The 13,021-nt window shown below is 44.3% G+C and carries 11 protein-coding genes; 6 read left to right on the top strand and 5 right to left on the bottom strand.

The window, feature by feature from the left end; all coding sequences use genetic code 11:
* Window positions 1-11 precede the first annotated feature (11 nt).
* The 4 genes from ACVBIL_RS16615 to ACVBIL_RS16600 form a co-directional block, all read right to left on the bottom strand.
* Window positions 12-644: a DUF484 family protein gene (locus tag ACVBIL_RS16615; protein ID WP_447168066.1), complete on the bottom strand. Its 633-nt coding sequence runs from the start codon at window positions 642-644 to the stop codon at window positions 12-14.
* Window positions 641-1,468: a diaminopimelate epimerase gene (gene dapF, locus ACVBIL_RS16610; RefSeq protein WP_447168065.1), complete on the bottom strand. Its 828-nt coding sequence runs from the start codon at window positions 1,466-1,468 to the stop codon at window positions 641-643. Before dapF ends, ACVBIL_RS16615 begins: the two co-directional genes overlap by 4 nt.
* A gap of 68 nt (window positions 1,469-1,536) precedes the next feature.
* On the bottom strand, window positions 1,537-2,781 hold the full coding sequence (gene lysA / locus ACVBIL_RS16605; protein ID WP_447168064.1) for a diaminopimelate decarboxylase: 1,245 nt from the start codon (window positions 2,779-2,781) through the stop codon (window positions 1,537-1,539).
* A gap of 5 nt (window positions 2,782-2,786) precedes the next feature.
* Window positions 2,787-2,963 (bottom strand): hypothetical protein, encoded by a 177-nt coding sequence (locus tag ACVBIL_RS16600; RefSeq protein ID WP_447168063.1) that lies wholly within the window; start codon window positions 2,961-2,963, stop codon window positions 2,787-2,789.
* 410 nt (window positions 2,964-3,373) lie between these two features.
* Between ACVBIL_RS16600 and cyaY the strand changes: the two genes are divergently transcribed.
* Entirely contained in the window at window positions 3,374-3,703 is a 330-nt protein-coding gene (cyaY, locus tag ACVBIL_RS16595) for an iron donor protein CyaY (protein ID WP_447168062.1), read from the top strand.
* A 124-nt stretch (window positions 3,704-3,827) separates the two neighbouring features.
* On the opposite strand, the gene ACVBIL_RS16590 is transcribed toward cyaY, so the two are convergent.
* A complete protein-coding gene (locus ACVBIL_RS16590) occupies window positions 3,828-6,251 on the bottom strand; it encodes a class I adenylate cyclase (RefSeq protein WP_447168061.1) in 2,424 nt (807 codons plus the stop codon).
* 199 nt (window positions 6,252-6,450) lie between these two features.
* Here ACVBIL_RS16590 and hemC point away from each other — a divergent pair, with 199 nt between their 5' ends.
* The 5 genes from hemC to ACVBIL_RS16565 all read left to right on the top strand — a co-directional run.
* Window positions 6,451-7,383, top strand: a complete 933-nt coding sequence (gene hemC / locus ACVBIL_RS16585; RefSeq protein WP_447168060.1) for a hydroxymethylbilane synthase — start codon at window positions 6,451-6,453, stop codon at window positions 7,381-7,383.
* Window positions 7,384-7,390: 7 nt separating this feature from the next.
* Window positions 7,391-8,122 carry a uroporphyrinogen-III synthase gene (locus ACVBIL_RS16580; RefSeq protein WP_447168059.1) on the top strand — a complete coding sequence of 244 codons (732 nt, stop codon included), beginning with the start codon at window positions 7,391-7,393 and terminating at the stop codon, window positions 8,120-8,122.
* Between the two features lie 65 nt (window positions 8,123-8,187).
* On the top strand, window positions 8,188-9,348 hold the full coding sequence (locus tag ACVBIL_RS16575; protein ID WP_447168058.1) for a uroporphyrinogen-III C-methyltransferase: 1,161 nt from the start codon (window positions 8,188-8,190) through the stop codon (window positions 9,346-9,348).
* Window positions 9,348-10,517: a heme biosynthesis HemY N-terminal domain-containing protein gene (locus ACVBIL_RS16570; RefSeq protein WP_447168057.1), complete on the top strand. Its 1,170-nt coding sequence runs from the start codon at window positions 9,348-9,350 to the stop codon at window positions 10,515-10,517. Before ACVBIL_RS16575 ends, ACVBIL_RS16570 begins: the two co-directional genes overlap by 1 nt.
* 276 nt (window positions 10,518-10,793) lie before the next feature.
* The coding region (locus ACVBIL_RS16565) for a retention module-containing protein (protein WP_447168056.1) at window positions 10,794-13,021 on the top strand (2,228 nt) is incomplete at its 3' end.

Raw genomic sequence — 13,021 nt, 5'->3', positions numbered from 1 at the left:
AAGCCTCGCTATTAGATTTTAGTCAGCTGGTGATCAAGTAACTGTTTAAGCTGAGACAGCAGAAGGTGGTCCATCTCAGGATGAAAGTGGCTAGGATCTTGGCTAGCAATCGCAAAAATAACCTGACCGCATTCTTTAGATAATCGAGACAAGGCTACAGAACCGACCTCGGAGCCAAATAAACGCTTTGACTCTTCAATCGTTAAGCGGCCAAAGTAATAGCCTGAATTGAGTCGCTTGCTCCAGATCTGCGATAACTCACTATCTAGATCATGTACGGTGATGAGTCTGACATGGCTGAACTGAAACTTTTCTATCAAGCCATTTGATAACACTTGACGCAGCTCGCCCATGTCTTCACATTTTAGCAGTTTCATAGATAATTCACTGTTAAACATGTAGATCTGCTCGTTCCGCGATGCCATAGTTAGCAGCGCAGTAATCTCTTCTTCTAGCTGACTCACTCGTTGGCGTAACATCTCTTGCCGACGCTCAACCAAAGATACTGCACCGCGCTCAGCATGCGGAATACGCATGGCTAACAACAACTCTGGGTAACGACTAAAAAAGTCAGGGTTATCCAACAAGTATTCGCGGATCAGTATTTCATCAAAAGGAGGATTTTGCTTAGTACCATCTATCATTGTGCTATCTGTCCATCATAAACGTGCTCTGCAGGCCCAGTCATCCATAAAGGCTTACCTTCACCGTCCCAGTTAATCATCAGGCTGCCACCAGGTAGATCGACTTGTACGTTGCGATCCAGTTTCCCTTGCAAAATACCAACAACTACCGCCGCACAAGCCCCAGTGCCACAGGCTAATGTTTCTGCCGCGCCGCGCTCATAAACTCTAAGTTTAATATGGCCTGAGTTCACTACCTGCATAAAGCCAACATTCACACCTTTTGGAAAGCGCTCATGCTTGGTCAACTCTGCGCCAATGGTATCAACGTCGGCTTCAGCCACGTCATCAACCTCAATCACACAGTGGGGGTTCCCCATAGACACTGCGCCACAAAGATAGGTGCCACTCGATGCCAAAAGCAGGTAGGTTTTCTCTACTTTTTTGGCAGTAAAAGGGATTTTACTCGGCTCTAGCACCGGGATCCCCATGTTAACCGTGACTTTACCATCACGCTCAAGGCGCAACGTAATTTTGCCTGACGAGGTGCTTACACGAATTTTATGTTTACAGGTTAAGCCCTTGTTATGCACAAAACGGGCAAAGCAACGCGCCCCGTTGCCACACTGCTCTACTTCACTGCCGTCTGCATTAAAGATGCGATAATGAAAATCTAAATCGGGATCGTATGGAGGCTCCACCAGTAATAACTGATCGAAACCAACGCCGAAATTCCGATCGGCTAGACGCTTAATTTGATCTGGAGAGAAAAACACATTTTGTGTAATTCCATCAACGACCATAAAGTCATTGCCTAACCCATGCATCTTAGTGAACTGGATCAAGATGGACATCCTTAAAAGTATCTGTAGCGCATGCTTTATTTGCATCCGCTACTTAGTATTATTCTAGTTTACGGCAGGATCTGCTCGCCTTGCCATAATTGAGCTAATTTTTCTCGCTCTCTTATGACATAGGCTTTGTCTGCATCGACCATAAGTTCTGCGGCACGAGGACGAGAATTGTAATTAGACGACATAGTAAAACCGTAAGCTCCTGATGAACGAATGGCAAGGTAATCACCCGCCTGTACATTTAGCTGACGGTCTTTGCCTAAGAAGTCTCCCGTTTCACAAACCGGTCCAACGACGTCATAATTTTGTGTCTCGCCCACACGCTCTATCACCGGGATAATCTTCTGCCAGGCACTATAGAGAGACGGGCGAATAAGATCATTCATGGCGCCATCGACTAGCGCAAAGCGTTTGTCGCTGTTCTCTTTTAAATAAAGCACTTGAGTCACAAAGATACCAGCGTTAGCAGCGATAGCACGGCCCGGCTCAAAAATAAGCTTAAGGTTGCGATCACCTAGACGCGCTAATAAAGCAGCAGCGTAAACATCCGGTTGAGGTGGGACTTCTTTATCGTAAGTCACACCTAAGCCACCGCCGACATCAAAATGCTTAATCTCGATGCCTTGTTCGGCTAAACGATCGATTAACGCAAGCATACGATCCATAGCATCTAAAAATGGTTTAATTTCAGTAAGCTGAGAACCGATATGACAATCAACACCTTTCACCTCAAGCCCAGCTAACTCATTGGCACGAGCAAAGATGGCCTCAGCCTCTTCCATTGCGATACCAAATTTATTTTCTTTTAAGCCCGTTGAAATGTAAGGGTGGGTGCCCGCATCGACATCAGGATTGACTCGCAATGACACTGGCGCAACTTTACCAAGGCGTAACGCAACCAGATTAAGCTGTTCAAGCTCAGCGGCAGACTCAACATTAAAGCAATAAATACCAAGGTTAAGCGCCATCTCCATCTCGTCGACCGTTTTACCGACGCCGGAGAAAACCACTTTTGCGGGATCGCCACCGGCCTCTATCACTCGAGATAATTCGCCTCCTGACACAATGTCAAAGCCACTGCCTAAACGTGCCAGTACGTTAAGCACCGCAATATTTGAATTAGCTTTAACCGCATAACAAATAAGATGTGGATGCTCACTTACCGCATTATCAAACGCGTGCCAATGACGCTCTAACGTTGCACGGGAATAGATATAGAGCGGTGTGCCATGTTGCTTCGCAAGCTCGGCAACTTGGCATTGCTCCGCGTAAAGCGCATCTGCTTGATATAAAAAATGATCCAATGTCTTTAGTCCTTTTTGCTCTGTTCGCTTTGCTCATGCTCCGCGTCAGGCACCTGCTTATCAGTTGCCTGCTGATTAACGTCTTGTGGCGGCGCTCTAAATAGTGCGCTTTTCTGGCCACAACCTAAAAGTACTAGGCTACCAAGCCCTACTAGCAAAAACAGTCTCATTTTTTTCAACATCAGGTGACCCTTGTAGCAATAACACTACGGCTTGCTATACGGCGAAAATTGTTAATCCTGATGTTTGCAGACAGCCCGCTACGCGTCAACCCTATAACGCATTTATATCAGGCCTTTCTTGCATAAACTCTCGGGCTAATCAGCCGTATATTGGCTGCTTAATTAGCATAAATCACAGCTTAGCCACGAAAAAGCGTCCTAATACAAAATAATTCAACTAATCACTGCCATTACATCTCTGTCTACAACTCACAATAAACAGGCTAATGCATTGAAAATTAGATAATTAATTGTTTAGCTGTGCACTAAGTTTTATGTTGCGTTTGATTAACCACAAAATTAATGTGATTGGTAATCACGCTATCGATTGGTAATATGATCGCACTAACTAAATCTGAGGAAGAATTAGCATGGCTATAACAGATTTCGAATTTCATCAATTGGTTGATGAAATATTTCAAACAATTGATAACGCGATAGAAGTACTCATTGATGAGCAAGATGCCGATATTGATGTTGATGGTTCAGGTAATGTGCTGCAATTAGAATTCAATGGTACTTCCAAGATTGTTATCAATAAGCAAGAGCCGCTACATGAAATTTGGTTAGCGACGCAATTCGGTGGTTACCACTTTGCTTATGTTGACGGGAAGTGGATGGATGAGCGCAATGGCAATGAATTTATGCCTTTCGTGGTTGAGTCTATCTTCAAACAAAGCGGGCTAAAATTAGCTATTTAAGTTTTGTTATAGATAAGGGGGGCCTAGCTTCCCTTATTACTTTATCGCCGACCGAATTAACTTACCCCCTGCAACAGCCCCATTTCAGTACTATTATCCTCGCCAAACATCAGCCGCGGCTTCACTAAAAATCGACCTCAGAAGCCTCAAACGTCACCCCAAACGGCACTGCTATCAACTCGCCTTTAGCACGTTCTAATTTAAAAAACTGCGGCAGATTGAAATGCTCTTTTTTAAGCTGAGGATCGTCAAATGTATGGTAATGACTTAGCTTATTCACCAGCGCAGTAATGTCAGTTCCGTCCTGCACATAATGATTTAACTCGTTCATTTCATCTAAAATAAACACATCTAAACCTTGCTCTCGTTGACGCAAGAAGTATTGGATAGCACCTTTTGCGGCATAATCTTGGATCACCGCAGGCACCTTAGCAAAAGGCTCATCGCCTAAAGTAGGGCGCGGTAATTCCAATAGCTTTCGCTGAGATAATTGCTGATAGAAAGATTTAGCATCACTGAGGTTTTCGTAATGCATACCGCGATTATTATAAAACAGACCATAACGTATCTTGCCAACCTGCAATGCATAACTCAATGTCGTTGAACTTTGCGCCTGGCAGCTAAGTCGCACGGATCGATAAAGCAAATTTTGCACAGTGCGTTCAGTTTGCGAGCGTAACTTAATCGAACAGCTAATAACCTCAACAGCCACTGTTTGTGCCGCACGCTTCATTCCAGGTGTCACAAACGATAGCGCATCTAAAATACTATGCTCACCTTCAAAATGATGACAATGCCACTCTCCCCAGCTATTAAGGCTAATGACGTCTATTGAGTCCACCATGTTCAAATGGCGTCGACCAATCGAGAACACATTGCTGTTCATATAGTCGACCATGATGTCCTGCCCAGACCAACTTTCTGTCGGGTCGCTATTAAAATTCAATAGAAATACTAACTTGCGGAAATGCCATGGCTGATACAACGCCATTTTAGAGACTTTAGTCGACTCATGTGTCACTAGCCCATCGAGGCGATTAGCCGCTTGAGTGAGGTAAATTGATTTACGCTTACTTTGTCTAATTTCATACCAGCGGGTTTTATTATTGGCAACACCATTAAGGTTTGCCCAAACCAGCAGCTTAGCCTTACTTTTAGAATGAAAAACAGCACTATGCTCAAGAAAGTTCCTAGGATTAGCCGAACATCGGTACAGGTAATAATATTTATCTTGCTCACTGTAGATCACCGATAGATGCGGCTCTAAAATAGAGCGACTCCACAGTGAGTTAAGCCGCATTATTTGATGGGCATCTTCACTAAAATAGGTATGCAGTTTACGGGTCAGTAGCCCCAGCTCAGAGATCCTTAACCCTTCGCTTACTCTGTGAGTCGCAGCAAATTGCAACAAGGTTTGATAGCTACCGAGCATCAGTTCATTAAGCTGCTTGTTAAACCATTGCAACTGCCCACAGTGCCAATTTTCACAATCGTCTAATGTTTTCAATAGACTCGCTGACCAGTTCCAATCGGCGACGAGTTTTTTCATCTTAAAATAACGCCAATCAACCGCTTGATCAGAACGACTCAATTTAACGCCACACTTTAGGTAAAAGCAGCGCCTTGTGATCTCTAGACGCCTGCCATCTCCTCGTTTAAGCAAATAGGATTCTATCGCCTCATATAACAAGTAGTAAGCATCATTGGCCGAAGAAAAATCTCCCGCTAGAGTATGTTGCCAAATACGCTCGCTCACTAGGTGTGTATGAGGATATTCGCTAGCATAAGCCTCGAGTAATAGTACTTTAAGTAGTGCCTTGTGAGGCTTCTCAACACCTTTATAAAGCTGCCAAAGCGACGCACCAAAATACTCACTAGCAGGTAAGGCATTCGCATCCCCGAGTGATAATAACCTTGGGGACAGGTTAGCATTCGGCCACCAAGCGATGGGCTTACCCGCTAACCGAAACTGACTGCGATAAAACTCTTCCAGTAGCAACCAGTGCTGCGCACTACCGCTGTGTTCTTGCCCCATACAATTATAAAAATCAGTCTGCTCGCCCGGCTCTCTAATAAATTGCTCTGGATGAACTAAGTAAAAGTTCACCTCAAAATCAAACTTCGCAAACCACTCGCTCAGCAAGACGACTTTATTAGCCAGTCGTTCACAGGCACTTTTATCTAATTGCTCACTGTGCACCAACCAAACATCAATATCACTCTGGGGATTTTGGCCAAAACTTGCTGTACTCCCCATGCTGTAAACCCCTTCTATCAAAGGGTTAGATTCGTTTGTTGTCTTGGGTATGTCTATTTGAAGGGTATCGCAGGCCTCTGTGGTTTCAGCAACATATTGATAATCCACAATACCACAAGGCGTTAAGGGACCATTGTAGCCCGGTAACTTAGGTGCATGATGATGTAAAAAAACGGGAATAAGCCGAAGTAGATATCGCTTGAGTGGCGACAGTAATGCAATTGCTCTGGCATACCGGATTGTATCTAACCGCTGAGCTGCACGCTCGAAATGATCAAGCTCTTGTTGCAAATCAATTGACCTACTAAAGATAAATAACTTCCCCTAATCTATATGGCAAATCCCTAACCATCAAGCTAATGTGACCAATATCACACTTTTATTGTTTTAGAAATAGGGTGAACTTCAAAGAATCAGCAGCAGAATGTTACATCTGTATTCAGGCAATGTTAGCATTGGCGCAAATAAGTTCTAAGATGGAATATCGTTCATGTCTCAAAATCTGATCCGTATCGCAACACGTAAGAGCCCTCTTGCCATGTGGCAAGCCGAATTTGTGAAAGCTGAACTGGAAAAAATCCACGAAGGCCTAATCGTTGAATTGCTGCCAATGAGCACTAAAGGTGACATCATCTTAGATACACCACTGGCTAAAGTCGGTGGTAAAGGCTTATTCGTTAAAGAACTTGAAGTGGCAATGCTAGAAGGCAAAGCTGATATCGCGGTTCATTCAATGAAAGACGTGCCAGTAGAGTTCCCAGAAGGCCTAGGTCTTGAAGTTATTTGTGAGCGTGAAGACCCGCGTGATGCATTCGTATCAAATAACTACAAAACAATTGAAGATCTGCCACAAGGTGCCATCGTTGGTACTTCTAGCCTGCGTCGTCAGTGCCAAATTCGTGCTGCGCGCCCGGACCTAGTCATCAAAGATCTACGCGGTAACGTAGGGACTCGTCTAGCTAAGCTAGATGCAGGTAACTACGATGCTATCATTCTTGCAGCTGCTGGCCTTAAGCGTCTAAAGCTTGAAGAAAGAATCGCAAGCTTTATCTCTGCAGAGCAGTCACTCCCGGCAAATGGTCAAGGTGCTGTCGGTATTGAATGTCGTACTGATGATGCTCGTGTTAGAGCGCTTCTTGCACCACTTGAGCATGCTGAAACGCGTATGCGCGTTACTGCAGAACGAGCGATGAATACTCGTCTTGAAGGGGGTTGTCAGGTGCCTATTGGCGCTTACGCTGAAATCGACGGTGATACATTAAGCCTACGCGGTTTAGTGGGTAACCCTGATGGTAGCCAAATCATCACAGCTTCTTCTACGGGCAACAAAGCCGATGCTGAAAAGCTAGGTGTTGCAATGGCAGAAGAGCTTCTCGAGAAAGGTGCTAAAACCATTCTTGACGCTGTGTACGCAAACGCGTAACCCGCAAATGAAAATATTGCTGACGCGCCCAGAAGGGCGCAATCAGTTGATGATAGAGGCGTTAGCTCAGCGTAACGTCTCTTACTTCATCACGCCCCTTTTAAACGTCCAATCCACCTCAAATTTAGATGCTAAGCAAGTTGATATCACGCTCAAGCAAGCCGATATCATTATATTTATTAGCACCAACGCTGTCAGCTTTGCCTCTAAAGCGATCGATAATCAATGGCCTAAATCAGCCCACTACCTTGCGGTTGGTGATGCCACATACGCGGCACTTAAGCAGATAGGTATTACAGCCGAAAAAGCACCTGAAGACTGCCAACAAACTGAAGGCTTACTCACACTCGCCTCGTTAACAGATGTGGATAGCAAACACATTGTCATTGTCAGAGGGCAAGGCGGACGCGAAGATTTAGCCACTGAATTAACCAATAGAGGTGCTGTTCTGAGTTACTGGGAAGTCTATAAACGCGGCTGCCCAACGCTTGACGCTGATAATATTTGCCTGCAATGGCAAAGCTTCGGCATAGACACTATTATCATTACCAGTGGCGAAATACTCGATAACCTTGTTAAAACAGTACCAAAAGAGCTATTTGCTTGGCTGCGAACTTGTCATATTATAGTGCCAAGCTCCCGAGTATATGAAAAAGCAAAAGCGTACGGCCTAGTGCAGATTAGTAATGCCACCGCCGCAAACACTAATGCGATGTTAACTGCGTTATCTCTAAAGTAAATCCCAGTTAATATTAAGTTTATACTCGCTATTTCTGCAGCATCATAGCTTTCAAGGACTGTTAAATGGAAACCAAGAACACTGACGCCAACGCTTCAGAGCCGACTCCCGAGCAAACTGTAGTAACACAGCCAGTTATCGAGGTGCAGTCAGAGCCACAAGTTAATGCTAGCGAAAGCACTGTTATCCAACCCTCTTCTCAAAGCAAACCTACGCCTTGGGGCATTATTTTCACCCTCTTTTTACTATTGCTATTAGCGTTTGCTTCTATCGCTGGCGGTTACTATCTGTACCAACAGCTTCAAACTCAGCAAGCTAAAACTGCAGAGCTACAGCAGGAGCTAAAGCAGAAGTTACAAACCGTACTTGTCGCGCCAAACCAGCGGATAGCTTCTTTAGAGCAACAACAAAATCAATTCAAGTCTAGTGTTGATTTAGCCATGGCGAAGACACTCGAACAGCAAACTCAGCTTGAAGAACGAGTATCGATTATTGCCCAGCGCAACCCAAACCATTGGCGCGCCGAAGAGGCTAAATACCTAGTTAGACTGGCAGGCCAAAAACTGTGGTTAGAAAAGGACCCGAGTACGGCAACTAGCCTGTTAAAAGCGGCTGATGAACGTATTAAGTCAATGCGCGATCCTTCACTGATGCCGTTAAGAAAAGCACTCGCCAAGGATATTGCAGTCGTTGCAGCGATTAAGAATACCGATATATCGGGCACGGTTTTAACCATAGATAACATCATAGATGGCTTAGATAAACTGCCATTGAATCGCGCTGAGACTCATTTCTCTGCTGAAGAGCTTGCCGATACAAAAGTGAGTGACTCACTTGATGATTGGCAGTCTAACTTAGCTAAATCATGGCAGGCATTAATTGATGACTTCGTGATTGTCAGAAAACGTACCACAGATGCAGCACCACTTCTTGAGCCTGATCAGCAATGGTATTTGGTTGAAAATATTAAGAATAAACTACTGCAAGCTCAACTGGCCTTATATCGCCAAGATCAAGTTAATTACCGTAATTCAATCAAGCTAGCTAAAAAATGGATCTATCAGTATTTTGATCTAAAAGATCAGCAAACTATTGATACCTTAGCGACATTAGATGCGCTAGAAACATTGAAGATCCAAACAACAAATATCGAACGTTTTGAAGCATCTAACCTGCTTAATCAGCTAGTGACCTATGGCAATTTAATGACTGAGGAGGCGCAATAATGGTTCGTGCCCTCGTCTACCTCGCCATTATCCTACTAGGGCTTTGTATCAGCCCTTTCCTCGTCGGCAGTAAAGGCTATCTATATTTGGCTATCGGTGAATACCAAATAGAAACCAGTATTGTCTTTGCCGTTATTGCGCTAATTATTTTTTACAGCCTGCTACAGCTGGTTGAGTTTGTTGTTGTATGGCTATTGAACCTCGCCTTAAATAGCCGCTATCTTCCAGAAAGATGGCGCAAAAAAGCGGCCCGTAAACACACGCTGTTAGGCGCGCTAGCATTAGCCGAAGAAGATTGGCCAGCAGCAGAAAAAGCCATGGCTAAAGGGGCTGAAAAAGGTGAGATCCCAGCCTTAAACTTATTAGCTGCAGCTCGTGCAGCCCATCATCAGGATAATCATCAAGCCCGTGATGAATACTTAGCAAAAGCGCAATTAGAGCCTTTAGCGGTGAACGCTGTCAGTACCACGCGTACCCGTTACTTATTACAACAAGGTGATTTAATCGCAGCAAGAGAAGAGTTAGATAAACTCAATCCGACCAGCAAGAGTAAGTTACCCATCCTCAAATTGGCCATTGAGCTTTATCAAGCACAACAAGATTGGCAAGCACTAAAATTACTGCTGCCAATCGTTAGTAAAAAGCACGTATTAGAAGATGATGCTTTTAACGCTTTATCACTTAAAACGAATACGGCTTTACTCAGCCAGGCAGCTGAAGCCAATGAGCAAGAATTAGAAAAGTGCTGGCATTGGTTAACCCGTGGCGAAAGAAAGCAAGCAGAATATATTGCGCTATACGCAATAGGTTTGAGTCGTTTTGAACGCAAAGATGAAGCCGTTAAAATGTTACTCAAACAGGTAAAAGCATCACCATCAGCATCAGTGTTAAATGCATTAGCACAAGTGCTCACGCCTAGCGACATTGACGCTAAAAAGCAGTTATTGGCATTGGAGTCTAGCTATGAAAATAACGCCGATTACCAAGTCTGCTTAGCAAAGCTTTACCAGCAAAATCACGATTATCATCAAGCTAAGATCTGGTGGCAAAAAGCCTGTTACCTGCAAGATGACATCAATAGCTTACATGCTCTAGCTGATGCACAAGAACATTTAGGTGAACTCAACAGAGCGCTGCAAACCAGACGAAATGCAGCAAAGCTAATGTAACGCTTATACCTTTTTTAACTAAAGGCCGCAGATTTTGCGGCCTTTTTTTATGTAGCAAAACTGGCTAATTTGCAAACTCTATTCTAAGCAATTGATAACAAAACTATTCGCAGCATCATACGTAAATGTTGCTTAATTCCCCCCTCACCCCTTGACTTCCCTGAATTTGACAACGGCCCAATGCAGTACAAAATTCATACTGTCAGCACAAAAAAAAGATTACTAAGTACTGATAATTCTTAATTTAACTCACGGATGAGATGGTTAGAGTAACTTATGATGGATACATTCACTCCCAAGCAGGACGCCACGATTGTTAAGCTCTCTGGCTCTATAAATGCAAAAAACAGTCAAGGTGAAATGCTGCCCTTAGGTGTCGGCGACACACTAAAGCAAGGTGCAGAGCACAGCATATCACCAGAAACCCAGTTCACATTACAATACAGTGATGGCACTACCGTCACTCAAGACGACTTGGCAATAAATCCTGGGACTAGCAGTGAAAGCGCTCAGGTAGCAGAGCCAACTGAAACTGCGCTCGATCCTGAAATCGCAGCCTTACAAGCTAAACTCCTTAGCGGTGAAGATCCGACAGAAAACTTACCTGATACCGCTGCAGGCGAAACTGCCCCAGCAGGAAACGAAGGCGGAGGCTATGTTGCCGTTGGCCGAACAGGTGATGAAACCCTCGCTAACGCTGGGCATGATACAGCGGGCTTTGAGCAAGTTCAGCTTACACAAGTGGACGAGTTACCCTCTTTTCTTGCTAAATTTGCATTACCTCGTATCACTGCCCAGGCAGTAACCTTATATGAAAAACATCTAGAGCAAGGCTCAGACCCACAAGTCGCCCAACTGTCTCAAGCCGAGAGTGTATCCGTTGAAGTTCAAGCAGGGATCCGTGAGCTTGTTATTAATAGTGTAAACGTTTTTACTGACGGTGCTTTTGTTGGCCCCGTATCAATCAGCACTCAATATGGTGTGCTAACCATCAGTGCCTATGATCCTGTGAGTTCAGTATTGACCTACAGCTATACCTTAGTTGCCACACTCGATCACTCAGATTCAGATACCTTATCCGAGCTATTCCTGTTGCAGCTCACTGATAATCAGGGAGTTCAGACGACCTCTTTAGTCACTGCAAATGTTGTTGATGATGCGCCAAGTGGATTAGATGATAGCAATGAGATTAACCAAAACAATCTTGACGGCGTTGCTGGTAATGTACTGCAAAACGATACTCTCGGTGCCGATTTAGCCGCTGTAACACAAATAAGTAATAGCGAAAATAGTAGTAGTGACGTTGATGGCAGCACCGTAATATCAGGAGTTTATGGTTCACTAATTATTGCGGCTGATGGTAGCTATACTTATGAATTAAACAATCAATTATCAGAAATTCAATCTCTCGCTTTAGGTGAGCAATTCTTCGATACATTCAACTACCAACTAACCGATAGTGATGGTGACTCAGTAGTCCAAGCACTTGTTATTACCATCACAGGTGAGAATGACGCGCCAGAGATCACCTCCTCTCTCGAAGATGCCTTGGGCAATGTTATTGAAGCGGGTGTCCTTGTCGGTGGCAATATAGCAACTGCAGGTATCCCACAGGCTAGCGGTACCCTATCAGCAGATGATGTTGATAATGGAGCCATACTCACTTGGCAATTAAATGATGACCCTGTTACGCCATACGGCGTTTTCACACTCAACGAATCTACCGGTGAGTGGCTATTCACTTTAGATAACGAGCTCGCCAATAGCCTAGCTTATGGCGATACAACTACAGAAACCTTTAACATCACAGTGACTGATGAATATGGTTTATCTGATACCCAAGTGGTGACGATTACAATTAACGGTACTAACGATATACCAGAGTTAACTGTGGGTGTATCCGGTAGCGTTACCGAAGATGTGATTGATGTCGCTCCAGATAGGTTAGTCGCTACAGGTACCATTACTGCTGTAGATGTCGATAACAATGACGTACTCAGCCTAGACAGTAGTTATAACAAGGATATCTATTGGCAAAATGGTGCCAATGCGGATCTGTCTGCACAACAAATCAGCGATATCATCGCCAGTTTTAGTCTCGATAACGATGATATGGGCTGGACATACGATATCGATAACGACCTGCTCAATTTCTTAGCCGAAGGCGATATTATCAGCTTAAGCTTTGATGTGACTGTTACTGATGAAAATGGTGCATTCGATACTGAAACCGTCACCATTACCATTAACGGTACCAATGACGCGCCAGAACTCACACCTGACTATGGTGAGGTCGATGAAGACGCGACACTAACCGTTGCAACTGCGCAAGGTGTACTGGCTAACGATACCGATGTCGATGCTAGTGATAGCTTAACCGTTACGGGGATCTTATTGGGCACCACAGGCACTGCAACCACTGTTGCCGATGGGACTCCAGGGGTGATCACGAATGACTACGGCACACTAACCATCTATGCCGACGGTAGTTATAACTTTGTCGC

Source organism: Shewanella sp. 125m-7, assembly GCF_052977045.1.
This window is presented reverse-complemented; position numbering and strand designations above follow the sequence as displayed.

Bases quoted from the DNA above. Each gene is read 5' to 3' on its own strand.
- ACVBIL_RS16615 (WP_447168066.1), bottom strand. From the start codon at position 644: ATGATAGATGGTACTAAGCAAAATCCTCCTTTTGATGAAATACTGATC.
- ACVBIL_RS16600 (WP_447168063.1), bottom strand. From the start codon at position 2,963: ATGTTGAAAAAAATGAGACTGTTTTTGCTAGTAGGGCTTGGTAGCCTA.
- cyaY (WP_447168062.1), top strand. From the start codon at position 3,374: ATGGCTATAACAGATTTCGAATTTCATCAATTGGTTGATGAAATATTT.
- hemC (WP_447168060.1), top strand. From the start codon at position 6,451: ATGTCTCAAAATCTGATCCGTATCGCAACACGTAAGAGCCCTCTTGCC.
- ACVBIL_RS16580 (WP_447168059.1), top strand. From the start codon at position 7,391: ATGAAAATATTGCTGACGCGCCCAGAAGGGCGCAATCAGTTGATGATA.
- ACVBIL_RS16575 (WP_447168058.1), top strand. From the start codon at position 8,188: ATGGAAACCAAGAACACTGACGCCAACGCTTCAGAGCCGACTCCCGAG.
- ACVBIL_RS16570 (WP_447168057.1), top strand. From the start codon at position 9,348: ATGGTTCGTGCCCTCGTCTACCTCGCCATTATCCTACTAGGGCTTTGT.